Origin of the sequence: Marivita geojedonensis (assembly GCF_002115805.1) — a bacterium.
GTDB lineage: Bacteria > Pseudomonadota > Alphaproteobacteria > Rhodobacterales > Rhodobacteraceae > Marivita > Marivita geojedonensis.
In genome coordinates this window covers 70,051-93,868 of sequence record NZ_JFKC01000003.1, presented here as the reverse complement: position 1 = coordinate 93,868, position 23,818 = coordinate 70,051, and the positions used below count along the sequence as shown (strand labels likewise).

Annotated in this window: 22 protein-coding genes; 10 read left to right on the top strand and 12 right to left on the bottom strand. The window is 62.7% G+C overall.

From position 1 onward, the window contains the following. Window positions 1–7: 7 nt before the first annotated feature. The 7 genes from MGEO_RS05460 to bchE all read right to left on the bottom strand — a co-directional run bounded on the left by MGEO_RS05460 (window position 8) and on the right by bchE (window position 6,937). A complete protein-coding gene (locus MGEO_RS05460) occupies window positions 8–703 on the bottom strand; it encodes an N-acetylmuramoyl-L-alanine amidase (RefSeq protein ID WP_085635710.1) in 696 nt (231 codons plus the stop codon). After that, window positions 667–1,380 (bottom strand): hypothetical protein, encoded by a 714-nt coding sequence (locus MGEO_RS05455; protein WP_085635709.1) that lies wholly within the window; start codon window positions 1,378–1,380, stop codon window positions 667–669. Before MGEO_RS05455 ends, MGEO_RS05460 begins: the two co-directional genes overlap by 37 nt. A gap of 22 nt (window positions 1,381–1,402) precedes the next feature. Further along, window positions 1,403–2,887, bottom strand: coding sequence for an Asp-tRNA(Asn)/Glu-tRNA(Gln) amidotransferase subunit GatA (gene gatA / locus MGEO_RS05450; RefSeq protein ID WP_085635708.1), 1,485 nt, complete (start codon window positions 2,885–2,887; stop codon window positions 1,403–1,405). Continuing rightward, window positions 2,887–3,174 (bottom strand): Asp-tRNA(Asn)/Glu-tRNA(Gln) amidotransferase subunit GatC, encoded by a 288-nt coding sequence (gatC, locus tag MGEO_RS05445; protein ID WP_085635707.1) that lies wholly within the window; start codon window positions 3,172–3,174, stop codon window positions 2,887–2,889. The genes gatA and gatC overlap by 1 nt, the downstream gene beginning before the upstream one ends. A gap of 128 nt (window positions 3,175–3,302) precedes the next feature. Continuing rightward, on the bottom strand, window positions 3,303–4,487 hold the full coding sequence (locus tag MGEO_RS05440; protein ID WP_158090974.1) for an HWE histidine kinase domain-containing protein: 1,185 nt from the start codon (window positions 4,485–4,487) through the stop codon (window positions 3,303–3,305). Between the two features lie 196 nt (window positions 4,488–4,683). After that, window positions 4,684–5,307 (bottom strand): bacteriochlorophyll 4-vinyl reductase, encoded by a 624-nt coding sequence (gene bchJ, locus MGEO_RS05435; RefSeq protein ID WP_085635705.1) that lies wholly within the window; start codon window positions 5,305–5,307, stop codon window positions 4,684–4,686. Continuing rightward, complete coding sequence (gene bchE, locus MGEO_RS05430; RefSeq protein ID WP_085635704.1) at window positions 5,273–6,937, bottom strand: magnesium-protoporphyrin IX monomethyl ester anaerobic oxidative cyclase; 1,665 nt, start codon at window positions 6,935–6,937, stop codon at window positions 5,273–5,275. The genes bchJ and bchE overlap by 35 nt, the downstream gene beginning before the upstream one ends. Before the next feature lie 141 nt (window positions 6,938–7,078). Between bchE and MGEO_RS05425 the strand changes: the two genes are divergently transcribed. Continuing rightward, window positions 7,079–7,771 (top strand): metal-dependent hydrolase, encoded by a 693-nt coding sequence (locus tag MGEO_RS05425; protein ID WP_085635703.1) that lies wholly within the window; start codon window positions 7,079–7,081, stop codon window positions 7,769–7,771. Between the two features lie 79 nt (window positions 7,772–7,850). Here MGEO_RS05425 and MGEO_RS05420 read toward each other — a convergent pair whose 3' ends face one another. After that, on the bottom strand, window positions 7,851–9,140 hold the full coding sequence (locus MGEO_RS05420; protein ID WP_085635702.1) for an O-acetylhomoserine aminocarboxypropyltransferase/cysteine synthase family protein: 1,290 nt from the start codon (window positions 9,138–9,140) through the stop codon (window positions 7,851–7,853). A gap of 224 nt (window positions 9,141–9,364) precedes the next feature. Here MGEO_RS05420 and MGEO_RS05415 point away from each other — a divergent pair, with 224 nt between their 5' ends. Beyond that, the gene (locus MGEO_RS05415; RefSeq protein WP_085635701.1) at window positions 9,365–10,354 is read left to right on the top strand and encodes an NAD(P)H-quinone oxidoreductase; all 990 of its coding nucleotides are present in this window, start codon (window positions 9,365–9,367) and stop codon (window positions 10,352–10,354) included. 53 nt (window positions 10,355–10,407) lie between these two features. Here MGEO_RS05415 and glpK read toward each other — a convergent pair whose 3' ends face one another. Both glpK and glpD read right to left on the bottom strand, forming a co-directional pair. After that, window positions 10,408–11,898, bottom strand: coding sequence for a glycerol kinase GlpK (gene glpK, locus MGEO_RS05410; RefSeq protein WP_085635700.1), 1,491 nt, complete (start codon window positions 11,896–11,898; stop codon window positions 10,408–10,410). Window positions 11,899–12,126: 228 nt separating this feature from the next. After that, complete coding sequence (gene glpD / locus MGEO_RS05405; RefSeq protein ID WP_085635699.1) at window positions 12,127–13,722, bottom strand: glycerol-3-phosphate dehydrogenase; 1,596 nt, start codon at window positions 13,720–13,722, stop codon at window positions 12,127–12,129. A 236-nt stretch (window positions 13,723–13,958) separates the two neighbouring features. On the opposite strand from glpD, the gene MGEO_RS05400 reads away from it, so the two are divergent. Next, complete coding sequence (locus MGEO_RS05400; RefSeq protein ID WP_085635698.1) at window positions 13,959–14,723, top strand: DeoR/GlpR family DNA-binding transcription regulator; 765 nt, start codon at window positions 13,959–13,961, stop codon at window positions 14,721–14,723. Here the strand turns inward: MGEO_RS05400 and MGEO_RS05395 are convergent. Next, on the bottom strand, window positions 14,720–16,204 hold the full coding sequence (locus MGEO_RS05395) for a cobyric acid synthase (RefSeq protein WP_085635697.1): 1,485 nt from the start codon (window positions 16,202–16,204) through the stop codon (window positions 14,720–14,722). The genes MGEO_RS05400 and MGEO_RS05395 overlap by 4 nt on opposite strands. A 68-nt stretch (window positions 16,205–16,272) precedes the next feature. Then, window positions 16,273–17,295, bottom strand: coding sequence for a LacI family DNA-binding transcriptional regulator (locus tag MGEO_RS05390; RefSeq protein ID WP_085635696.1), 1,023 nt, complete (start codon window positions 17,293–17,295; stop codon window positions 16,273–16,275). A gap of 144 nt (window positions 17,296–17,439) precedes the next feature. Here MGEO_RS05390 and MGEO_RS05385 point away from each other — a divergent pair, with 144 nt between their 5' ends. From MGEO_RS05385 to MGEO_RS05355, 7 genes are all read left to right on the top strand, one after another. Continuing rightward, window positions 17,440–17,625 (top strand): hypothetical protein, encoded by a 186-nt coding sequence (locus MGEO_RS05385; protein WP_085635695.1) that lies wholly within the window; start codon window positions 17,440–17,442, stop codon window positions 17,623–17,625. Between the two features lie 21 nt (window positions 17,626–17,646). Beyond that, window positions 17,647–18,795: a TRAP transporter substrate-binding protein gene (locus MGEO_RS05380; protein ID WP_085635911.1), complete on the top strand. Its 1,149-nt coding sequence runs from the start codon at window positions 17,647–17,649 to the stop codon at window positions 18,793–18,795. 117 nt (window positions 18,796–18,912) lie between these two features. After that, window positions 18,913–19,425 carry a TRAP transporter small permease gene (locus tag MGEO_RS05375; RefSeq protein WP_085635694.1) on the top strand — a complete coding sequence of 171 codons (513 nt, stop codon included), beginning with the start codon at window positions 18,913–18,915 and terminating at the stop codon, window positions 19,423–19,425. 12 nt (window positions 19,426–19,437) lie between these two features. Beyond that, on the top strand, window positions 19,438–20,766 hold the full coding sequence (locus MGEO_RS05370) for a TRAP transporter large permease (RefSeq protein ID WP_085635693.1): 1,329 nt from the start codon (window positions 19,438–19,440) through the stop codon (window positions 20,764–20,766). Between the two features lie 12 nt (window positions 20,767–20,778). Next, entirely contained in the window at window positions 20,779–22,086 is a 1,308-nt protein-coding gene (gene hisD / locus MGEO_RS05365) for a histidinol dehydrogenase (RefSeq protein ID WP_085635692.1), read from the top strand. Continuing rightward, a complete protein-coding gene (locus MGEO_RS05360; RefSeq protein WP_085635691.1) occupies window positions 22,079–22,840 on the top strand; it encodes an SDR family NAD(P)-dependent oxidoreductase in 762 nt (253 codons plus the stop codon). The genes hisD and MGEO_RS05360 overlap by 8 nt, the downstream gene beginning before the upstream one ends. Continuing rightward, a complete protein-coding gene (locus tag MGEO_RS05355; protein WP_085635690.1) occupies window positions 22,837–23,817 on the top strand; it encodes a zinc-dependent alcohol dehydrogenase in 981 nt (326 codons plus the stop codon). The genes MGEO_RS05360 and MGEO_RS05355 overlap by 4 nt, the downstream gene beginning before the upstream one ends. The last annotated feature ends 1 nt before the right edge of the window (window position 23,818 follow it).

Genomic DNA, 23,818 nt, shown 5'->3' with positions numbered 1-23,818 from the left:
GAGAAGATCAGGACGCGGCGACCGGCCAGCGCTGTGCAAGATTGGCCATGATCGCGCGGTCTGTGTCGTCGAGCGGACCTGTTATGCCCGGACGGAAGCGCAGGCGGAAGCTGTGCAGCAGCGTGTCGAGAGGGACCTCGGCGGTGTAGCCGAAACGGCGTGCGTTTTCGGTGAAATCGCCTTCTCCCCGTGCATCCGGCCAGATGGCGAGGCGCTGACGCGCCAGTCTTTGCCAGTCGAAACGCGGGCCGGGATCGATCTTGCGGCCCGGTGCCATGTCGGAATGGCCGATCACCCGTTCCGGCGGAATGGCGTGCCGGTCCATGATCCCGGCCACCAGAGTGTCGAGCGCGTCCATCTGCTTTGCTGCAAAGGGCGTGCTGCCGGTATTCGAGATCTCGATTCCGATGGAGCGCGAATTCACATCCGTGACCGGCCCCCAGGCCCCTGCCCCGGCATGCCACGCGCGGTCGGCTTCGTCGACCAGTTGCCAAACCGTGCCATTTGGCGCGACCACGTAATGTGCCGACACCTGCGCGTCGGCATGGCAGAGCCAGTCGCGCGCCTTTTCGGCGCAGTCCATTGCCGTGTAGTGCAGAACAATCAGGTCAGGCCGCGCGCCATCCCGCCGCGGCCCGCAATTTGGCGAGGGATGCCAGTGCGCCGTCAGTTGCGCACCGCCCGGAACGGGGCCGGATCCCATGTGCATGCGAAACCGTCGCCATCGGGGTCGAGGTTCTGACGGTCCCGCTCGGGCCCGCCATTGGCGAGGAACTCCTCCTGCGCCAGATCTGCCGACGCGAAGGCCGCGCAGTTGCGCAGATGACGGCTTTCGGAAGCAAAGGACGAGCGGCGATAGATCGGCGCGCCCTTCGGATTGGTGGTTTGCAGCGCGTAGGCCACGATATTGGGACGATCTGTGCCGGGCCGCGTGGGCAAGGCCTCGGGCTGGATGATCTGGTACCGCGCGCGGTTCTGCGCGATCAGCGCCGCGTCCCCTTCGATGCTGCGGGTGTTCGAGACGGCGTTGAAATCGTTTTCGTCCGAAATCCCGACCGCGTTTTCGACGATCTGAGGGGCCGGGTTGCCAGGAGAAGCCTGCACCGGATCGACGCCGGAATTGGCCCGGCGCGCATCGAGTGCGGCCTGATCCAGCGGGCCGGTGGCGGAAAGCGGTGCGCCGGTGACCTGCGGCGGCGCACCGATTGTCGTCGGTGCCGCGCGTCCTTCCAGCACCGCATCGCGGCGCTGCTGGTAGGTGTCGTAATCATCAAAGCCGACGCCACGGGCGCTGTCCGGCACCTCGCTGGTGCAGGCGGTCAGCACCAGGAGCGCAACGCTCCCGGCAAACACGCGAAAAAAGCCTTGTTTCTGGGTCATATCCTGCCTCATTCGGCGCGTTTTACCACCATTGGGTGGGCTTCGCCACAAAGCCCGCCGCCTGCTCGAGCGCGTAGGCGGTATTCAGCAGATCACCCTCTTCCCACGGGCGGCCGATCAGTTGCAGGCCCAGCGGAAGCCCCTGCTTGTCGAGACCTGCAGGCACCGAGATGCCCGGCAGGCCAGCGAGGTTCACGGTCACGGTGAATACGTCGTTGAGATACATCTCGACCGGATCGGTGTGCTCTTTGCCCAACTCGAACGCGGAGGACGGCGTGGCTGGTGTCAGGATCGCATCCACACCTTGGGCGAAGACGTCCTCGAAGTCCTTTTTGATCAGGGTGCGGACCTTGCGCGCGCGGTTGTAGTACGCGTCGTAGAAGCCTGCGGAGAGCACATAGGTGCCGACCATCACGCGGCGCTGGACTTCGGGACCGAAGCCTTCGGCGCGGGTTTTCTCGTACATTTCGGTGATGCCGTCGCCCTGCGCCAGCTTCGCGCGGTGACCGTAGCGCACGCCGTCATAGCGTGCGAGGTTCGAGGACGCCTCGGCCGGCGCGATCACGTAGTAGGCCGGCAGCGCGTATTTGGTGTGCGGGAGCGAGATGTCCTTGATCACCGCGCCTGCGTCTTCGAGCATCTTGCGGCCTTCGGCCCAGAGCGCCTCGATCTCGTCCGGCATACCGTCCATGCGGTATTCGCGCGGAATGCCGATGGTCTTGCCTTTGATGTCGCCGGTCAGCATGGCCTCGAAATTCGGCACGGCCAGATCAGCGCTTGTGCTGTCCTTCGGGTCGTGGCCGCACATCGCTTCAAGCATGATGGCCGCATCGCGCACGTCTTTGGTCATCGGGCCCGCCTGATCCAGCGAGGAGGCAAAGGCGACGATGCCCCAGCGCGAGCAGCGGCCGTAAGTCGGCTTGATGCCGGTGATGCCGGTAAAGGCGGCGGGCTGGCGGATCGAGCCGCCGGTGTCGGTTCCGGTCGCGCCAAGGCAGAGGTCTGCGGCAACGGCGGAGGCAGAGCCACCGGAGGAGCCGCCCGGTGTCAGCGCGGTGTCGTCATTGCCACGGCGCCACGGGTTGATCGCGTTGCCGTAGGTCGAGGTTTCGTTCGACGAGCCCATGGCGAATTCGTCCATGTTGAGCTTGCCCAGCATGACCGAGCCGGCATCGAAAAGCTGGCTGGTGACGGTGCTTTCATATTCCGGCTTGAAGCCGTTGAGGATCGCGCTGGCGGCCTGAGACGGCACACCTTTGGTGCAGAAGAGATCCTTGATGCCGAGCGGGATGCCGCAGAGGTCGGGAGCGCCCCCGGCCTTGATCCGGTCATCGGCGGATTTTGCCTGATCCATCGCCACGTCGGGTGTCTTGTGCACAAACGCGCCCAAGGCGTCGGCCTTGTCGATCGCGGCAAGGCAGGCTTCGGTCAGTTCGACGGAGGACACGTCGCCCTTGCGCAGCGCGTCGCGGGCCTCGGAGATTTTGAGCTTGGTCAGATCGGTCATTATTCCACCACCTTCGGCACGGCGAAAAAGCCCTCGCGGGCGTCAGGCGCGTTGGACAGAATCTTGTCCTGCATACCGCCGTCGGTCACGCCGTCCTTGCGGCGCTTGAGGCGCATCGGCTCGACGCTGACCATCGGCTCCACACCCTCGACATCGACCTCGTTCAGCTGCTCGATAAAGCCGAGAATATTGCTGAATTCCTGGGCCAGCGCGGGCAGAGCGTCGTCTTCGACGCGGATGCGCGCGAGCTTGGCCACACGGGCGGCGGTTTCGATATCAATGGACATGAGGCGAGGTCCCTCTGGTTCTATGGCACGCTGATCTTTGGCAGCGTTTAGCGATAGGCGCAGGGGGGTTCAAGTGCGCAGCCGGGGCTTCACCACGCCGTGACGGGTTTGCCCGGGTTTCGCGCCCTTCAGGATGCCGATGGATCGACCTTCGGCGCAATCACGGTGCGCGGCACGGTCAGGCAATGGACGACCCCCGATCTGTGCCACGTGGTCTCAAGCCCGCCGTTCATCTGACGCACGATCGTCAACTCGATGAGGCGACTGCCGAAACCGGTTTCCGATGGGGCCTCGGGGATATCGGGACCACCCGCTTCCCGCCAGATCACCTCAAGCGTCGTTTCGTCCAGCGTGCCGGAAACATCCACCCGCCCCTCCGGACCCGACAGCGCGCCGTATTTGGCGGCGTTGGTGGCCAGTTCATGGATCACCAGAGCCAGATCGGTAACCACACGGCCGGACAGTTCCAGATCCGGCACGTCGATGCCGAGCCTGTCGGCCCCGCTGGTCAGATGCGGTTGCACCAGACGCTCGACCAGCGCACGAAGGTCTATGCTGCGCGTTGCCAGATCGCCCTCGCTCAGCGCCGGGCTGATCATCGAATGGGCCCAGTCCAGCGCGGAAAGACGCCCTTGCAGCACCTGCGCCATTTCGGAGGGCGTTTCGGACGACCGCGCCGTGAGGGTGACCATGCCTCCGACGATCGAAAAGAGGTTCTTGACCCGGTGATTGAGTTCGCGCGCCAGAGTCTCCATCGCGTCGCGCTCGTGGCGCAGCTGAAGCTCTGTTTCGACCATTCCGGCCAGATCGGTCATGACCTCCACATCACGTTCGGACCATGTCCGCGGCTTGTCGTCGATGGCGCAGAACGATCCGATACTCTGTCCACCCGGCGCGTGGATCGGAACACCCAAATAGGCGATCACATCCATGTCGGACACGGCACCATTCGACCTGAGCAGAGGGTGGTCGCGCGCGTCCGACACCGCAAGCGTGCGGTCATGTGCAACGACATACTGGCAGAAGGAATGGCTCAGCGGCGTTTCCCGTTTTGCGGCCTCTGCCTCGGGCAGCCCGCACTGAGCCTTGAAGAACTGGCGGCGGTCGTCGACGAAAGACGCAAGGCCCAACGGCACGCCCAGCGCGGTCGTGGCCAGACGCGCTGCGCGGTCGAACACGTCCTCGGGGGGCGAATCCATGATCTCGGTTTCGGCCAGCGCCAAAAGTCGCTCGGGATCGGACAGCCGCTCTTCATGGTCTGCACTCGGCGCAGAGGGAAACTCGGTAATATCTTGTGACTTCTGGATATTCACCCGCGCAGCCCCCCGATAACGCGATGTCTTTGAAACCTGACGTGCAGGACGCCTGCGCCCACCCCTGAGCACGGACATGTTGACACTTTGACCGCAATCCCGGCGGGATCACTGAAGCTATGTCGCAGATACACCATAGCTGCGCAACCCAAGCCACAAAAGCGGAAAAACGCCGTGCGGGTCGCGATGGCGCGGATCAGCTCCGCGCGAGTGTCAATTCAAACTGACAGGACGAGTTCGGGGACATCGCACAGCAAGACACCTCGCGGCAGGTGACATTCGGATGCACCAGAACACGGTACAGGTGTTCGAACACCGCCGCGTGCCACTGGCACAGCGGGCTTTCGCTGTGTTCACCGTGAACGATGGGGTTGTCCGCGATTTCGAACCGCCACGGCCCGCGTGCAACGAACCGGCCGGAGCCTGCGAACGTCCAGGCATGTTTGGAAATAGCCCGCGCAAGGCTGCGCGCCGCCAGAGGGGCCGGAAGCGCCTTGAGCAGCCATTGGGCCGGACGTGGAATCCGGTGCGCGAGGATATATTCGGCCGTCCCCCTGCCCGCCTCGGCGGCCAGTTCCGGGGCCAGAACCGGCTCATCGCGCCGCAGAACCTGATGCAGACGCGCCGCATCGCCTTCGGGGATCATGTGAAGTCCGTCGGGCACCTCGAACACGCCAGCCTCTGCCAGCATTTGCGCCACGCGCGCCTCTCCGCCGATGCGTTCGATCTGCGGCAGAAGCTGAAGGATCGCGTTCGGCCCGATCAGGGCGCCGCGATGGGCATCCTCAGACGTCCTCCATTTGCTGAGTGCCGCCTCCACAGGCCTTCACCTCGGCCCCGTTGGGCATCCTGAAGTCCTGCGACCGTTCGGCAGCGCGTTCCTTCATCTGTGCCTTGACCGCCTCGCGCCGTTCCCTGGCTGCTGCGGCCTTGTCGGCCGAGGCTTCCCAGTCCTCAAGCTGGGCTTCGGCCAGTTGGCGGGTTTCGTCGAAATGGAAATCCACCGACTTCTTGGTCTGCGGCCCCCAGTAGCCCGCCTTGCCCAGATCGTAGAAGGTGCGTCCAACCCCGGCCTTGAGGAAGGCGTAAAGACAGCCAAGCAGATAGCGCCGTCTGAATCCGGTGCCGCGCCACGGGTAATGGAAGAGCGCCTTCTTCATGTAGAAACGCCGATAGTTGTTCATCACCCCGTCAAGCAATTCCCCCCGCTCCATCGCGGCCGGTTTCATGATCGGCGTTACGAAATTGTATTTGGAGAAGTCATAGATCTCGACCTGGTCCTTCAACTCCTGAAACAGCGGCGTGAAGGGCCACGGTGTGTACATCGACCAGTTCGCCAGATCAGGCTGCCAGTCCCACGCCATCTGGTAGGTCTCTTCCAGAGTTTCCGGCGTTTCGTTGTCCAGCCCGACGATGAACTGTGCCTCGACCAGGATATCGGCTTCGCGCAGAAGTCGGATCGCGGTCTTGTTCTCGTCGACCTTGGTTTCCTTGTTGAACACGTCCAGCTTCATCTGCGCCGCGGCCTCGGTGCCAAGGCTCACATGAACCAGCCCCGCCTTGCGGTAAAACTTGAGCAGATCGCGGTCGCGGTAGATGTCGGTCACGCGGGTGTTGATGCCCCACTTGACCTTGTCCGGCAGCTCCCGGTCGATCAGCTCCTGACAGAAGGCGACGAATTTCTTCTTGTTGATGGTGGGTTCTTCGTCGGCAAGGATGAAGAACCCGACACCGTGGTTTTCGACCAGATCTTCGATCTCGTCGACCACATCCTTCGGATCGCGCACGCGGTAGTCGCGCCAGAATTTCCACTGGGAACAGAACGAACAGGTGAACGGACAGCCGCGCGCAAGGTTCGGGATCGCCACGCGCGTGCCCAGCGGGATGTAGATGTATTTCGACCACTCCAGAACGGTCCAGTCCGGCTTGATCTTCGACAGGTCCTTGACCGTGCTCGCCGCCGGGGTCGCGACGATCTGGTCACCGTCCTTGAACGCTAGACCCCTGATCCTGTGCCTGTCGGCGGGCCAGCGACCGTCCTCGATGGCGAGCATCAGTTCGGTGCAGATCTCTTCGCCCTCGCCCCGCACGATGACATCGACCCAGGGCGCTTCCGAAAGAACCTGTTTGAACATGAAGGTCGCGTGCACCCCGCCCAGCATCCGCACGGCATCGGGTACCACCTCGCTGGCGACCTTCAGCACATCTTCCGCGCGGTAGATGGACGGGGTGATTGCGGTCACACCCACAACATCCGGGTCCAGCGCCTCCATACGCCGGGCCAGTTCGGCATCCGAGACATCATCGGTCATCGCGTCGATGAAATGAATGTCGTCAAAGCCGGCCTGTCGCAGATGACCTGACAGATACGCCACCCATGCCGGAGGCCATGTGCCCGCGATCTCGGCGCCGCCGGATCGGTAGTTCGGATGGACAAACAGTATGCGCATGGCGACTCTCCCCGTATGTGTAAACTTATCCTGACAGTATTGGCGTCATTTTAAATTGACATAGATCAAAATACGCCGCCCTCTTTCACCTCGCGCGCGCTGTGCTAGCCTGCGATGCACAGGGAGTCAGGAGGACAGGACATGAACATCATTTGGCTTGGACACGGATCGTTCCGGATCGAGATTGGCGACCAGATTCTGCTGGTCGATCCGTGGCTGAACGGCAATCCGATGATGGAAGGGCAGGATCACGAGGCCGCCATCGCCGGGGCGACGCAGATCCTCGTCACACACGGGCATTTCGATCACACGACCGATGTGGTGGAAATTTCGAAAAAGACCGGCGCGCCGGTCAGCGCAATCTACGAACTGGCGAACTACCTTTTCGGACAGGGAGCTGTCGAAGGGGCCGGCTTCAACAAGGGCGGCACACTGAGCTTTGGCAACGTGACCGTGAGCATGGTCCCCGCATCTCATTCTTCATCCATGGTTGTCGATGAACGCCCCGTCTACATGGGGATGGAGACCGGGTTCATCATCAACGGGGATGGGCACACGATCTACCTGTCCGGCGATACGGCGATCATGGCCGATATGGACTGGATCGGGGATTACTACCAACCGGACATCGGCATCCTGTCCGCAGGGGGTCACTTCACCATGGACATGGCAGGCGCGGCCTATGCGGCCAAGCGGTACTTCAATTTCAAAACGGTCATCCCCTGCCACTACCGCACATTCCCGCTGCTGGAGCAGACTGCGGACGTTCTGAAGGCCAGCCTGCCGGATGTGGAGGTCATCGAGCCTGAGGTGATGCAGCCGATCAGCCTTTGAGGCTGAGTTGCAAGCCCGTTCGAACGGGCTTGCCGCACTTTCGAAACTGTGGGAAAGGCCCCTAGAAGGGCCTTCCGCCTTACCTGGCTGCGTTCAGCGCCTGATTCAAATCCGCGATCAGGTCAGCCGGGTCTTCGATGCCGATGGAAATCCGCACGACGCTGGGGCCTGCGCCCGCCGCTTCCTGCTGCTCTGGCGTCAGCTGACGGTGTGTGGTGGAGGCCGAGTGGATCACAAGGCTCCGCGTATCGCCAAGATTGGCCACATGGCTGAAGATCTCGAGCGAGTCGACGAACTTCACACAGGCGTCATAGCCACCTTTCAGTTTGACCGTGAACAGGCCGCCTGCCCCTTTCGGGCAGATGCGCGCCACGCGGTCATTGTAAGGCGACGATGGCAGACCCGCATAGGTCACAGCTTCGACCGCGTCATGAGTTTCAAGCCAGCCTGCCACTTCCATCGCGTTCTCGACGTGCTTCTGCATCCGCAGCGACAGGGTCTCGATCCCCATCAGCGTGTAATGCGCCGCCTGCGGGTTCAGCGTCATGCCGAGGTCGCGCAGACCGATGGCGATGCCGTGGAAGGTGAAGGCGAGCGGACCGAAGGTCTCGTGGAATTTGAGCCCGTGATAGGCCGGTTCCGGCGCGCTGAGCGACGGAAACTTGTCAGAGGCGGACCAGTCGAACTTGCCGCTGTCCACCACGACGCCACCTGTGACCGTGCCGTTGCCGGTCAGGTACTTGGTCATCGAATGCACCACCAGTGTGGCGCCATGTTCGATCGGGCGACAGAGATACGGCGTGGCCGAGGTGTTGTCGACGATGAGCGGGATGCCAGCCGCGTCGGAGATGGCCGAGATCGCATCGAGATCGGTGATGTAGCCGCCGGGGTTGGCGATGGATTCGCAGAACACCGCGCGGGTGTCGTCGTTGATTGCCGCTTTCACCGCATCAAGATCGTCGAAATCGACAAAGGTCGCGGACCAGCCGAAGCGTTTGATCGTCTGGCTGAACTGCGTGACCGTACCGCCGTAAAGACGGGTCGAAGCGACGATGTTCTTGCCCGGACCCATCAGCGGGAACAGCGCCATGATCTGTGCCGCGTGACCCGAAGAACAGCAGACCGCGCCCACACCGCCTTCCAGCGTTGCGAGCCGCTCCTGCAGCGCTGCGACGGTCGGGTTGGTCAGACGGGAGTAGATGTAGCCCACTTCCTGAAGGTTGAAGAGCGCCGCCGCGTGATCGGCATCGCGGAACACGTAAGCGGTTGTCTGGTAGATCGGCACCTGCCGAGCGCCGGTGGCCGGATCGGGCCGCGCGCCGGCGTGGATTTGAAGCGTGTCGAAACCGTAGCTCGGTCCGTCAGTCATGGTTCTCTCCCCTTGGAACTGTTTGGTTGCGCACAGGATTAGGGCATCGCGGAGCACCTCACAACTGTTGGTGTATGTGAAAGAACGTTCGCACGCGGTTCGCCGTCCTTCCGAAGAACAGCATTTCGGTTTCAGCGGACTGACGGAAACTCTGTTCCGTGGACTTGCAGAGCGCCCGCAATCTGCGACACAAGGAAGGCCAACAGACAGGAGCCCGTACCGCCATGACGCTTCCCACCTCCATGACCGCTGTCGAGATCACCACCCATGGCGGGCCTGAGGTCTTGCAGCCTGTGACAGTTCCCGTGCCCGTCCCCAAGGCGGGTGAGATCCTGATCAAGGTCGCCTATGCCGGGGTCAATCGGCCCGATGCGCTGCAACGCGCGGGACTCTACAACCCTCCGCCCGATGCCTCGCCCCTGCCCGGGCTTGAGGCCGCTGGCATCGTGGCGGCGGTTGGACCGGATGTGGCGCGCTGGACCGTGGGGGACGCGGTGACGGCGCTGCTTCCCGGGGGCGGCTATGCGGAATACGTCACCACCGATGCCGATCACGCGCTGCCGGTGCCCGAGAGCATGCCGATGGATCAGGCGGCGGCACTCTGCGAGACATATTTTACCGTTTGGTCAAATGTGTTCCGGCGCGGTGCGCTGCAGGCGGGCGAGCGGTTCTTGGTGCATGGTGGATCGTCCGGAATCGGCACCACCGCGATCCAACTGGCGGCCCTGCGCGGCGCGCGGGTGTTCACCACCGCCGGATCTGCGGACAAGTGCAACGCCTGTCTGGCGCTGGGGGCCGAGGCGGCGTGGAACTACCGAGAGGTGGATTTCGTCGATGCGATGCGCGCGATGGGCGGTGCGGATGTGATCCTCGACATGGTGGGCGGGGATTACCTGCCGCGCAACGTCAAGGCGCTGGCCGATGATGGGCGGCTGGTGCAGATCGCGTTCCTGCAAGGGCCGAAGGTCGAAATGAATTTCGTGCAGATGATGACCCGAAGGCTGACACTGACCGGATCGACCCTGCGCCCGCAGTCGGTCGCCGCCAAAGCCGCCATCGCCCACGACCTTGAGAAAGAAGTCTGGCCGCATCTGGCCTCAGGCCGCATTGCGCCGGTGATGGACAGCGAGTTTGCCCTCGCGGATGCCGCGAAGGCCCATGCGCGGATGGAAGGGTCGACCCATATCGGGAAGATTGTGCTGAAGGTGGGGTGAGCGAGGGACGCGGCCCGGCGTACCGCCAGGCTGGCCGGATTGGACCGAGCGCCCTACCCCGCAAACCCGATGGTCGCGTCAATCGCGCGCTTCCACGCGCCGTATTTCCGCTCGCGCACATCGGCCGCCATGTCCGGCTCAAACCGGCCGTCGACCGCCCATTGCGCGGCAAAGGCCTCCATGTCGGGCAATACACCGGCCTTGTAGCCCGCGAGCCACGCCGCGCCCATCGCGGTGGTTTCCAGCACCTTGGGGCGCTCCACGGGGGCGTCGATGATGTCGGACAGGAACTGCATGGTCCAATCGGACGCGCTCATTCCGCCATCAACACGCAAAGCGGTTTCTGACTGGCCGGACCAATCGGCCTTCATCGCCTCCAGCAGATCGCGGGTCTGGTAGCCGACGCTTTCCAGCGCGGCACGGGCGAATTCCTCTGGCCCGGAATTGCGGGTCAGGCCAAAGATCGCGCCACGGCATTCGGCGTTCCAATAGGGTGCGCCGAGGCCGGTGAACGCGGGCACAAGCACCACGTCCTGCGTGTCGTCGGCTTTTTCGGCAAGTGGCTGGGTCTCTTTTGCCTCGCGGATGATCTTGAGCCCGTCGCGCAGCCATTGCACGACCGCCCCCGCGATGAAGATCGACCCTTCAAGCGCGTAGGTGGGTTTGCCATCCAACTGATACGCGATCGTCGTCAGCAGTCGGTTGGTCGAGGTCACAGGCGTGTCGCCCGTGTTGAGCAGCGCGAAGCAGCCGGTGCCGTAGGTAGATTTCAGCATCCCCGGCTTGAAACAGGCCTGCCCCACGGTTGCTGCCTGCTGATCGCCCGCGATGCCGCAGATCGGGATGGCGCGGCCGAAAAGATCGGGACGGGTTTCGCCGAAATCGGCGGCGCAATCCTTGACCTCGGGCAACAGCGACATCGGGATGCCCAGCTTGTCGCAGATGGTTCTCGACCAGCGGCCTTTGCGGATATCGTAGAGCATCGTGCGGGCGGCGTTGGTGGCGTCGGTGACATGGACCTTGCCCCCCGTCAGGTTCCACACAAGCCAGGTATCGACGGTGCCAAAGGCCAGTTCGCCTGCTTCGGCGCGTGCGCGCACGCCGTCCACATTGTCGAGAATCCAGGCCAGTTTTGTGCCGCTGAAATAGGGGTCGAGCAGCAGGCCGGTGCGGTCGGTTACGACCCCTTCGAACCCTTCGGCCTTGAGCCCCTTGCATAACTCGGAGGTCCGGCGGTCCTGCCAGACGATGGCGTTGAACACCGGCTTCCCGGTCTTGCGATCCCAGACCAGCGTGGTTTCCCGCTGGTTCGTAATCCCGATGGCCGCGATATCTGCGGTGCCGCCGCCCGCCTTTTCGATGGCCGCACGGCAGGTGGCGGCGGTGGTCGACCACAGGTCCGAGGGGTCATGCTCGACCCAACCGCTTTGCGGATAGTGCTGGGTGAATTCTTCCTGCGCCGAAGCAACGACGCTGAGGGTCTCATCAAACAGGATGGCGCGCGTCGAGGTCGTGCCCTGGTCGATGGCAAGGATATGGGTCATGTGCGGCGGGCCTCCCTTTTTGGCTCAAAGGACCACCCGATGCTACCGGATGGCCCAATTTGTTTTGTGGTCGTCACCGGGCGTGTCCCGATGATCTCTACGGTCCGAGGTCCTAGGGTCAAGCCCAAGAGCCATCCTGTCCTTAGCCGACTGCCGAGACCGGATCAGCGCATCCTCCAAAGCTGCCATCCATCCCGGTGGTCATGGTGTCTCGTCAAACCGGTTTCCCTATTCTGCGGCTTTGGACAGCGTGCGCAGGTGCTTGGCCATCCAAATGTCCAGTGCCTGGATCTGTTCCGTGCTTAGTCTGAGACCGAGCTTGTTGCGACGCCAGACCACATCCTCTGCGGTATGGGCGTATTCGTTCTCCATGAGCCAGCGGACCTCGGTTTCCGTCAGAGTCGCACCGAAGTCCTGACCCAGATCCGCCGCTTCGCGCGCGGAGCCGAGCATCCCGACAGCCTCGGTTCCGTAGGCACGCACAAGCCGGCGCGCCCAGAACCGGTCAAGGAAAGGGAAGCGGTTCTGCACATCCGCGACCAGCGCATCGAACCCATCGACAGCAAAGTCGCCACCGGGCAGCGGCACTCCGGCAGTCCACGGCCCTTTCACGTTGGGCAGATGCTCTGCGATCTTCTCAAGTGCGCTTTCGGCCAGACGGCGATAGGTCGTGATCTTGCCACCGAAGATATTCAGCACAGGCGCACCGCCATCGGCATCGACCTTGAGCGTGTAATCGCGCGTCGCCGCCGTCGCGCTGCTGGCCCCGTCGTCATAAAGCGGACGGACGCCGGAATAGGTCCAGACCACATCGGCGTCAGACAGATTCTGCTTGAAATACTGATTTGCGAAATTCAGCAGGTAGCCTTGCTCCTGCGGTGTGCAGACCGGTTTGTTCGACGGATCGTCATGCTCTGCGTCAGTGGTGCCGATCAGGGTGAAATCGGTCTCATAGGGAATGGCAAAGATGATCCGGCCATCGGTGCCCTGGAAAAAGTAGCACTTGTCGTGATCATAGAGCCTGCGGGTCACAATGTGCGACCCGCGCACAAGGCGCACACCCTCTTTCGAATTCAGCCGCACCTTGGTCTGGATGATGTCACCGACCCACGGACCACCGGCATTCACCAGCATCTTCGCATGATGCACATGGGTTTGATTGCTTTCGGAATTTTGCGTTTCTATGCGCCAGAGACCGCCCTCCCGCGCCGCTGAGACAACCTTGGTGCGCGGCAGAATGGTGGCTCCCCGTGCTTCGGCATCGCGGGCGTTCAGAACCACAAGGCGGGAATCCTCGACCCAGCAATCAGAATATTCGTAGGCCTTGGCAAAGCGATCCTCCAACGGTGCGCCTTCCGGACGGCCATGCAGGTCGAGGGTAGATGTTCCCGGCAGAATTCTGCGTCCACCCAGATGATCATAAAGGAACAACCCCAGACGGATCAGCCACGTCGGTCGACGCCCCTTCATCCACGGCATGGCATAGCTCAGAAGGCGCGACGTAGGCGTATCGGACTCGAACCGCATATCCTTATGATAAGGCAGAACAAATCTCATCGGCCAGCTGATATGCGGCATGGCCCGCAGCAGAACTTCGCGTTCCACCAACGCTTCGCGCACCAGACGGAATTCAAAGTATTCGAGATAGCGCAGACCGCCATGAAACAGCTTGGTCGACGCAGAAGACGTCGCAGACGCGAGATCGTTCATTTCAGCCAGCGTCACGGACAATCCTCGACCAGCCGCATCGCGCGCAATACCGCAGCCGTTGATGCCGCCTCCGATGATGAAAAGATCCGTTGGCTCGACATTCCGGTCGATCACCGCACCACCTCCCAAGGCTCCGAAACCGCGCCCAGTTTATGCGCGCCAGCACGGAGCCATGCAAGGCGATTTTTTTCGCTTTTGTTCGCTTTTGCGCATCCATTTGAATACAAACGGAATTTGACATTAGGTTTTCAGGGCAAATGCCCGCTATGATCGGAAAACCGGCGTCTGCCGCAGGTATCATACCGGACCCGCCGCAGCGACAGCCCCAAAAGACCAGACCGAGACTGCCCATGTCCCATGCCTTTCGCCACCGAGATATCCTTGAAATCGCGCGGAAGGATGGAAAGGTCACGGTCGAAGGACTGGCCCAGCATTTCGGCGTCACGCTGCAGACGATCCGACGGGATCTCTCCGATCTGGCCGAGGAAGGCCGGTTGGAACGGGTGCATGGCGGGGCGATGCTGCCGTCAAGCACCAGCAATATCGGATACGAGGAACGCCGAGTTCTGAATGCGCGGGCCAAGACGGCGATGGCCAAAGCCTGCGCGGCGCGGATACCAAACAATATCTCGCTGTTCCTGAATATTGGCACCAGCACGGAGGCCGTGGCGCGGGAACTGCGCAATCACCGGAACCTGCTTGTGATCACCAACAACATGAACGTGGCCAACATCCTTGCCGAAACGCAGGATTGCGAAGTGGTGGTGACGGGCGGAAACCTGAGACGCACGGATGGCGGACTGGTCGGCAAACTGGCGACCGACACGATCCTGCAGTTCAAGTTCGATCTGGCGATCATCGGCTGTTCGGCGCTCGATCCGGATGGGGATCTGCTCGATTTCGACATTCAGGAGGTGGGCGTCAGCCAGGCCATCCTGCAGCAGTCGCGCAAAACCTATCTGGTGGCAGATGCGTCGAAGCTCAAACGAAATGCCCCGGCCCGGATCGCGTCTCTGTCCGAGATCGACACGGTGTTCACCGATGCCCCCCTGCCCGCCGACCTGCCCGAGAAATGCGCGGTCTGGGACACCGAAGTGGTGGTCGCACGGCCTTAAGCCCGGATCGGGCGCGCCGCTGCCAACAGTCCGTCAATGTCGAGATGCGCCTCCATATGCGCCGCAAGGTCGTTCAGCGTCCGTTCGACCGTACGCATGTAATCCGCCCCACCCGAGGCGTGCCCCATCTGCTGAAGGAAGGCCTGCCGGAAGCCGCCATTGGCGAAAAGCCCATGAAGGTAGGTACCCATCACCCGGCCATTGCCGGACACGGCCCCGTCGGGCGCATCTCCGATCCGGGCGAACGGACGCACGCTGTCCGGGCCGCTGGTCTGGCCGATATGAATTTCATAGCCGTCAAAGCCTGCCCCCGTCGGAACATGCACCGCGTCCACGCGGGTCAGCGTCTTGCGCGGCTGCATCTCGGTGATGACGTCCAGCAGACCCAGCCCCTGCGTTGTGCCCGCCTCGCCTTCCAACCCGTCGGGATCGTCGATACGGGTGCCAAGCATCTGGTACCCGCCGCAAATCCCCAAGACCCGACCACCGCGCCGCAGATGGGCGACGATATCGATGTCCCAGCCCTGCGCCCGGAGAAACGCCAGATCGGCGCGGGTGGATTTGGTGCCGGGCAAGACGATCAGATCGGCATCTCCGGGCAGCGCCTGTCCCGGCGGTACCATCGTCAGCCGGATGTTCGGTTCGGCCTTGAGCGGGTCGAGGTCGTCAAAATTGGCGATCCGAGACAGCATCGGACAGGCGATGTGGAACCCCTGCCCGCCCCCGGTCTCGGCCAGTTCGACTGCATCCTCGGCTGGCAACAGATGCGCGGCGTCAAACCACGGCAGCACGCCATAGCCGGTCCAGCCGGTGTGATCCTCGATCGCGCGATAGCCGTCGTCGAACAGGGATACGTCCCCCCGAAACTTGTTCACCAGAAACCCGGCAACCTGCGCCACATCTTCGTCGGTCATCACCCTATGCGTGCCGACGATCTGCGCAATCACCCCACCTCGATCGATGTCCCCGGCCAGGATCACCGGCACATCCGCCGCACAGGCAAAGCCCATATTCGCAATGTCACCGCGCCGGAGGTTCACCTCGGCCGGGCTGCCGGCGCCTTCGACAAGGATCAGATCCGCAGTTTTGGCCAAAGCGTGGAAACTGTCCAGAACCACGTCCAGAAGCACACCCCGATCCTCGCGAAAGCGGCGCGCCTCCAGCCAGCCGCGCACCTGTCCCTGCACGATGACCTGCGAGCCCCGGTCGCTTTCGGGTTTGAGCAGAACGGGATTCATATGCACCGACAGGTCGCGCCCGCAAGCAATCGCCTGCAACGCCTGCGCGCGACCGATCTCGCCCCCATCGGCGGTCACGGCAGCATTGTTCGACATGTTCTGCGGCTTGAACGGCGCGACCGAGAGACCACGCAGATGCGCCGCCCGGCACAGCCCTGCGACCAGCATCGACTTGCCGACATTCGACCCGGTGCCCTGGATCATCAGGGCGCGCGCATGTCCCGTCCCGTTCTGCGTGACCATCCCGCACTCTGCCATTGACTACAGGCTGCGGGCGTACTGCGTTCATACGGGCTTGTCGATGGTCGAGATCAGCGCGTCAGGTCCCGCAGGGAGTCGCGGATCTGCAGCGTGCTTTTCAGTTCAACCGACGCGCCGGTGCTGCGCTTTTCCACCATGTCGATCAGCGCCTGGGCGGCTTTGCGTCCCATCTCGCGATGCGGAACGTGCACGGTCGTGATCTGCGGCGTGACGATGCGGGCCAGTTCGATGTCGTCAAAACCGGTAATCGACACGTCGTCCGGCACCGAGAGCCCCATATCGCGCGCGCCGCGCAGCGCACCCACGGCCAGAACATCGTTGCCGCACATGACCACGCTGGGCGGGTCATCCGATGCCATCAGAGACTGAAGCGCCACCGCGCCGTTCTCGATCTCGTAGGGCGTTTCGATCAATGGCATTGCCTCTGGATCGAGCCCGTTCGCCGCCAGTGCATCGCGCAGCCCGGCAAGACGGGCCGCCGCCCGGTCATTGCCCTTGGTCACCCCGGAAATCATGCCGATGCGACGATGGCCGAAATCGATGACCTTCTGCGCCAGCGCCCGCATCGACTGCCGGTTGTCGAACCCGACCGTGGGCTGGTCACTCTCCGGAAGATAGACCCAGGCGGACAGTACGGGGATCGCACGGCTTTGAAGATAGCTGTAAACCGAGGGATCGCGATCATGGCCGATCAGAAGCAGTCCATCGGCACCCCGCGCCACCAGCGACCGGATCTGTTCGTCCTCGACCTCGGGCTGGTAGAGCGAACTGGAAACAAGCAAAGTGTATCCGCGTGCGTGAAGCTCTTCCTGGAAGGCCTGAAGGCCCCGCGCGAAGATCGCGTTTTCCATGGTCGGGATGATTGCACCGATTGTGAATGTGCGTTTCGCGGCCATGGCGCGGGCGCCGAAATTCGGTGTGTATCCAAGCTGTTCCACCGCAGACATGACGCGTTTGCGGGTTTGTTCGACAACGCGCTCTGGCGAATTCAGACAGCGCGACACGGTTGCCGTCGAGACCCCGGCGGTCCGGGCGACATCGTCCAGCGTTGGCACCGATCGCAACTCGGTCATCAATGGCCCTTTCAAAACAACACACAGCCGATTTCGCCGCCTTTATTAGCATAATATCTGACACCGCAAAATGTAAGCGCTTGCATGAATCGAATGTAAGCGCTTACACTAAGGTCAGAATCAAGCCACACCGGGGGCCGCACCGTGTTTCTTTCTGCATCCATCGCCGTCTTTGTCGTCTACTTCGCCAATGTCGCGCTGGGTGCAGCTTCGAACGCTGCGTTCCTCTCGGACGTTGGGGAGATGTTGGTTCTGTTCGCGGCGTCGATCCTGTTCGTCGTTGCCATTCTCAAAAAAGAGGCTGACCGAAAGAACAAAAACGGCAGCTGAGGTCCAATGGGAGGAGACCAGATGACCGATGAACGCAAGGAGCTCGCATCCGCCGAGCGTCGCAATTTCCTGAAACTGGTGGGCACCGGCAGCTTTACCGCTGCAATGGTGGCCGGCGCGGCTGGCACGCTTTGGTCCTCGGAAGCGGCCGCACAGACCGCAAACGAAGAGCGCGAGCGTGAAAACGCGGCAGAGCACACGATGGTTGTGGCTACAGCCTATGTGCTGGGCGCGTCGCGCAGCTATCCGATCATGCAGCTCGACCTGAAGGAAAACATCCAGAACGCCACCAACGGCAAGGTCTATGTCAAACTGGCCCCCGGTGGTCAGCTGGGCGCCGGCGGCGCACTGGTTCAGGCGGTTCAGGGCGGCACCATTCAGGCCGCGCAGCACTCGCTGTCCAACTTCGCGCCGTTCGCATCGACGGTCGACCTGATCAACATGCCGTATCTCTGCGGCTCGAACCAGCGTTTCACCAACCTCGTGAATTCGGATTTCTGGAACGCAGAAGTCCACCCGAAGGTCGAAGCCAACGGCTTCAAGGCGCTGTTCTATGTCAATATCGACCCGCGTGTTGTCGCGGTGCGCAAAGGTGGTGCCGGTGCCGTTCTCAGCCCAAGCGACCTGAGCGGCGTCAAGTTCCGCGTGCCGGGGTCCAAGATGCTCCAGCAGTACTACCGTATGGTTGGCGCAAACCCGACGCCGGTGGCCTGGGGCGAAACCCCGTCCGCTATCAAACAGGGTGTGGCCGATGCTCTCGACCCGTCCGTGGGCGCGCTTTACGTATTCGGCTTCAAAGACATCCTGAGCCACGTGACCTTCACACAGGCGGTGCCGGACAGTCAGGTCTATTCCTGTAACCTCGAATGGTTCAACTCCATGCCCGCCGACGTTCAGGACGGCATCATGTGGGGTTCGGAAATGACCGCGCACCAGAACCTTGCCAAGGTTCCGTCTGCCCGCGCCTATGCGATGGCAGAACTGGCCAAGGCCGGTGTCGAATTCCACTCGCTGAGCGACGACCAACTGGCCGAATGGAAAGAAGCCGGTGGCTACCAGCGTTCCGAATGGGACGAGTTCAAGACAGAGCTTGCCGGCTCCATGGACGCCTTCGCCAAACTGGAAGAAGCCGCCGGAACCCAGGGCAAATACTACGTCCACGACGCGTAATGTCGTCGGCGGGCGCCCGATCCGGCGCCCGCCCCCACTCTACTTTCCAGGCACCGTACCGGAGCATCCGCGCCCTTCGCGCGAACAGCCGGTCTGTGCCCATCGAAAGGCCACCACATGTCTGTCTGGCGACAAATCGATCGCGATGCCGAACGCTGGTTGCTTCTGGTCTTCTACGTGATGCTGGTCATCACGATGGCCATCGAGGTGCTGCGGCGCGAAATCTTCTCATTCTCCTCGATCTGGGGCGAAGAAATCGTTCGGTATTCCTTTATCTACCTTGCGTGGATCGGGGCCGCTGCGGCGGTCAAGGAACGCGCGCATATCCGCATCGACGTGATCATGCATTACCTCGGGCCGCGCCCGAAGGCGGTTCTTTATATCTTCGGTGATCTGGTGATGTTCGGGGTGGCCATCATCGCGCTCTACTGGTCGCTGGAAACCGTGCATGTGTCGATGAAGTTCGGATCGGTGACAGACGGGCTGCGCATTTCCAAAGTCTGGTTTCTGATGGCTGTGCCAGTCGGTTTTGCCCTGATGATCTGGCGGCTTCTGCAATCCTTTGTTCGTGACTGGCGGTCACTTCGGGACGGAACACCCGTCTACGAAGGCGACAAGCTGTTTGATTGAGGAGCCTGACACATGCTGTGGCAAACCATGAATCAAACGGTGGAACTGGGCTGGGATTTCTACCTGCCGGTGATCATCTTCGTCGGCCTCATCGCGCTGGCCGTGCCTGTCTGGGCCGCCATCGGTACCGCCGCCATCGCCATGCTGGTGATGTCGGGCGACCTGCCGCTGAGCCTTGTGGGCGAAAAGCTCTTCACCGGCATCGACGCCTTCGCGCTGACAGCGGTGCCGCTCTTCATCCTGACGGGCGACGTGCTGGTGCGCACCGGGCTGTCGCGGAAATTCCTCGATGTGGCCGAGGCTCTGACCTGCTTTGCCAAGGGCGGGTTCGGATCTGCGACCGTTCTTGTCTGCGGGATGTTCGCAGCCATCTCGGGTTCCGATGCCGCCGGTGCTGCCGCCGTCGGGCGGATGACCATCGCGCGGCTGGTGGAATCCGGCTATCCCCGTCCCTATGCCTGTGCGCTGGTCGCGGCGGGCGCGTGTACCGGCATCCTGATCCCGCCGTCGATCGCCTATATCATCATCGGTCTCGTTCTGGGCATCTCTGCGTCGACCCTGTTCCTTGCGGCGCTGATCCCCGGTCTTGCGATCCTCGTGTCGATCCTGATCACCAACCTGATCATGAACCGCATCTACGCCTATGAAGGTGGCGGCAACATGAGCATGGGCGAATGGGCAGGCAACCTGGGCCGGTCGCTCAAGTCCGGCTGGTACGCCTTCATCGTGCCGGGGATCATTTTCTACGGTATTTTCTCGGGTCGTCTGACCCCGACCGAGGCCGGTGCCACGGCGGTTGTGGTGACCATCATCATGGGGTTCATCCTGCGCACGCTCACGCTCGCGGATTTCCCGGCAATGCTGGTCAGTTCCGCGAAGGTCAACGGTGTGATCCTGCCGATCATCGCCTTCTCCGCCCCGCTGGCGGAAGCGCTGGCGATCATGGGTGTGCCGCAGGGCTTCGTGACATCGGTCACCGGCCTGACCAACGAACCGTGGCTGCTCATCCTGCTGATGATCGGTATTCTGATTGCAGCCGGTTGCGTGATGGAAACCACGCCCAACATCGTGATCCTCGCGCCCATCCTGAAGCCGCTGGCCGACAATATCGGCATGAACGAAATCCAGTTCTGCATCATGATGATCACCGCGCTCGGTGTGGGCTTCATTACGCCGCCACTTGGGCTTAACCTTTTCGTCGTGTCGGGGATCACCGGGGAATCCATCCTCAAGATCGCCGCCCGCGCCGTTCCTTTCGTGCTGTGCATGTTCGTCGTGGTACTTCTGATCGCCTATGTTCCCGCGATTTCCACAACGCTCCTGCCGGACATCTACAAGTAGGACCTCCTGACTATGACACGTGAATATCTGAAAAAGGCGACCCTGACGGCAAAATCGGATGCGTCCGAGGTGCACGAAACGGTGAAATCCATTCTGGATGATATCGAGGCCGGAGGAGACGCGACTGCGCTGGACTATGCCAAGAAGTTCGACAAGTACGAGGGCAACATCCTTCTTACCGAGGACGACATTGCTGCCGCCGCAGCCTTGGTCCCTGAGAAGCTCAAGCGCGACATCGAGTTTGCCCACAGCAACGTCAAACGGTTTGCCGAAGCCCAGAAAGGCACGGTGTCCGATGTCGAAGTGGAGATCGTGCCGGGCATGATCGCCGGTCAGAAGGCGATCCCGGTGGATGCGGCGGGTTGCTATGTGCCGGGTGGGCGCTACAGCCACATCGCGTCGGCCATCATGACTGTGACAACCGCCAAGGTTGCGGGATGCCGTCATATCACCGCCTGCTCTCCGCCCCGTCCCGGTGTCGGTGTTGCCCCTGCCATCGTCTACGCTGCGCATATCTGCGGGGCCGACAAGATCATGGCGATGGGCGGCGTGCAGGGCGTGGCTGCAATGACGTTCGGCCTGTTCGGCCTGCCCAAGGCCAACATCCTTGTCGGCCCCGGCAACCAGTTCGTTGCCGAAGCCAAGCGCATCCTCTTTGGCCGCGTTGGCATCGACATGATCGCAGGCCCGACCGACAGCCTGATCCTCGCCGACAGCACAGCCGACGCGCATATCGTGGCGACCGACCTCGTGAGCCAGGCCGAGCACGGCTACAACTCGCCGGTCTGGCTGGTGACGGACAACCGCGCGCTCGCGGAAAAGGTGATGGAGCTGGTCCCCGGTCTGATCGCTGACCTGCCGGAAGTGAACAGCCAGAACGCCGCCGCCGCATGGCGCGACTACGCCGAGGTGATCCTCTGTTCGGATCGCGAGGAAATGGCCGCCTGTTCCGACGACTACGCGCCCGAACACCTGACGGTGCAGGCCGACGATCTGGATTGGTGGCTCAACCGCCTGACCTGCTACGGCTCGCTCTTCCTTGGTGAGGAAACCACCGTGTCCTATGGCGACAAGGCGACCGGCACCAACCACGTTCTGCCGACGTCCGGAGCGGCCAGCTACACGGGCGGTCTGTCAGTGCACAAGTACATGAAGATCGTCACCTGGCAGCGCGCCACACGCGAAGGCTCCAAGGCGATTGCCGAAGCCACTGCGCGCATCTCGCGTCTGGAAGGCATGGAAGGCCACGCCCGCGCGGCGGATGTGCGTCTGGCCAAGTACTTCCCAGGCGTGAATTTCGACCTGACCGCAGATGGCTGACATCGCAGACCTGTTCCACCTTGGCGGCAAGGTGGCTGTCGTCACCGGGGCCAGTTCCGGCCTCGGGCGGCGGGCGGCAATCAAGCTGGCGGCGGCCGGCGCGATGGTCGTCGGGGTCGCGCGGCGGCAGAACGAGCTGGAGAGCCTCTGCAAGGAGATCGGCTTTGCAGCCGCCGGTGTGGTCGGCGACGTGACCGACCGCGATGGACTGCCCGCGCTGGTCGAGGCGATCTCGGCCCCGTTCGGCGCACCCGACATCGTGGTCCACGCCGCGGGGATCAACACCCGTGAGGCAGCAGATGACGTGACCCCCGACGGCTGGGACGTGACGCTGGCGCTGAACCTGTCGGCCCCGTTCTTTCTGTCACAGGCTCTGGTGCCCGCGATGAAGGCGAAAGGCTGGGGCCGCATCGTCAACTTCGCCTCGCTCCAATCCACACGCGCCTTTCCGGGCGGCATCGCCTATGGCGCGACCAAGGGCGGCATTGCCCAACTGACCCGCGCCATGGCCGAAGCGTGGTCGCCCCATGGCATCACCGCCAATGCCATCGGTCCGGGGTTCTTTCCAACCGAACTCACACAGGCGGTGTTTTCCGACCCAGACCGCGCCGCCCGCAACGCGGCACAGACCTGCATCGGGCGCAATGGCACGATGGAGGATATCGACGGCCCGATCCTGTTCCTCTGCTCGGACGCATCGGCCTATGTGACGGGTCAGGTTCTCATGGTAGACGGAGGGTTTACCGCGAAATGAAGGCGCTCATTTACGAAGGTGTCGAAACGCTGGCCTATCGGGAGGTGCCCGACATCACCGCTCGCGAGGGTGAGCACCTGATCCGCATTGCAGCGGTGGGCATCTGCGGGTCCGACATGCACGCCTATCTAGGCCATGACGCCCGCCGCCCCGCCCCGCTGATCCTTGGTCACGAGGCAGCAGGCGTGGTTCAGGGCGGGCCGATGGATGGCACCCGCGTGACGATCAATCCGCTGGTGACCTGCGGCACCTGCCCCGCCTGCACAAGCGCGCGGGAGAACCTCTGCCCCACGCGCCAGATCATCTCGATGGAGCCGCGACCAGGAGCCTTTGCCCAATACGTGTCGATGCCCGCGTCGAACCTTGTCACCGTGCCGGACGATGTTCCGCTGGACAAAGCGTCATTGGCCGAACCCCTGGCGGTGAGCTGGCACGCGGCGCGGCTGGCCATGGCGGCGCTGCATCCGTCGATGGAGCGCAAGGCCCTCGTCCTCGGCGGCGGGGCCATCGGTCTCGCGGCATTGCTCGCGCTCAAGGCGATGGGAATCGAAACTGTCACCGTGGTCGAACCCAACCCGACGCGACGCGCGTTCCTGACCGACACCTGCGGGGAAACCGCATTGGCCGAACCGGATGGCATGTACCCCCTCATCATCGACGCGGTGGGTTATGCCGCCACCCGCGCGGCGGCCTCGGCCCATGCGCGGCCCGGTGGCGTGATCGCCCATGTGGGCCTTGGCGAAGACACAGGCGGTCTGGATGTGCGCCGCATGACGCTACAGGAGATCACGTTCATCGGCACCTACACCTATACCGCGCAGGACTTCCGCGACACGGCCGCCGCGATCTTTGACGGGCGGCTTGGCCCTCTTGACTGGTTCCAGACCCGCCCGCTGGCCGAAGGGGCCGCCGCGTTTCACGATCTGCGCAACGGCGCGGTCGCCACACCGAAAATCGTTCTCGACCCCTGGGCCTGAC

What these genes read in the sequence shown, in the direction of transcription:
- MGEO_RS05460 (WP_085635710.1), bottom strand. Translation starts at nt 703, where the DNA reads ATGGGATCCGGCCCCGTTCCGGGCGGTGCGCAACTGACGGCGCACTGG.
- MGEO_RS05455 (WP_085635709.1), bottom strand. Translation starts at nt 1,380, where the DNA reads ATGACCCAGAAACAAGGCTTTTTTCGCGTGTTTGCCGGGAGCGTTGCG.
- gatA (WP_085635708.1), bottom strand. Translation starts at nt 2,887, where the DNA reads ATGACCGATCTGACCAAGCTCAAAATCTCCGAGGCCCGCGACGCGCTG.
- gatC (WP_085635707.1), bottom strand. Translation starts at nt 3,174, where the DNA reads ATGTCCATTGATATCGAAACCGCCGCCCGTGTGGCCAAGCTCGCGCGC.
- bchE (WP_085635704.1), bottom strand. Translation starts at nt 6,937, where the DNA reads ATGCGCATACTGTTTGTCCATCCGAACTACCGATCCGGCGGCGCCGAG.
- MGEO_RS05425 (WP_085635703.1), top strand. Translation starts at nt 7,079, where the DNA reads ATGAACATCATTTGGCTTGGACACGGATCGTTCCGGATCGAGATTGGC.
- MGEO_RS05420 (WP_085635702.1), bottom strand. Translation starts at nt 9,140, where the DNA reads ATGACTGACGGACCGAGCTACGGTTTCGACACGCTTCAAATCCACGCC.
- MGEO_RS05415 (WP_085635701.1), top strand. Translation starts at nt 9,365, where the DNA reads ATGACGCTTCCCACCTCCATGACCGCTGTCGAGATCACCACCCATGGC.
- glpK (WP_085635700.1), bottom strand. Translation starts at nt 11,898, where the DNA reads ATGACCCATATCCTTGCCATCGACCAGGGCACGACCTCGACGCGCGCC.
- MGEO_RS05400 (WP_085635698.1), top strand. Translation starts at nt 13,959, where the DNA reads ATGTCCCATGCCTTTCGCCACCGAGATATCCTTGAAATCGCGCGGAAG.
- MGEO_RS05395 (WP_085635697.1), bottom strand. Translation starts at nt 16,204, where the DNA reads ATGGTCACGCAGAACGGGACGGGACATGCGCGCGCCCTGATGATCCAG.
- MGEO_RS05390 (WP_085635696.1), bottom strand. Translation starts at nt 17,295, where the DNA reads ATGACCGAGTTGCGATCGGTGCCAACGCTGGACGATGTCGCCCGGACC.
- MGEO_RS05380 (WP_085635911.1), top strand. Translation starts at nt 17,647, where the DNA reads ATGACCGATGAACGCAAGGAGCTCGCATCCGCCGAGCGTCGCAATTTC.
- MGEO_RS05375 (WP_085635694.1), top strand. Translation starts at nt 18,913, where the DNA reads ATGTCTGTCTGGCGACAAATCGATCGCGATGCCGAACGCTGGTTGCTT.
- MGEO_RS05370 (WP_085635693.1), top strand. Translation starts at nt 19,438, where the DNA reads ATGCTGTGGCAAACCATGAATCAAACGGTGGAACTGGGCTGGGATTTC.
- hisD (WP_085635692.1), top strand. Translation starts at nt 20,779, where the DNA reads ATGACACGTGAATATCTGAAAAAGGCGACCCTGACGGCAAAATCGGAT.
- MGEO_RS05360 (WP_085635691.1), top strand. Translation starts at nt 22,079, where the DNA reads ATGGCTGACATCGCAGACCTGTTCCACCTTGGCGGCAAGGTGGCTGTC.
- MGEO_RS05355 (WP_085635690.1), top strand. Translation starts at nt 22,837, where the DNA reads ATGAAGGCGCTCATTTACGAAGGTGTCGAAACGCTGGCCTATCGGGAG.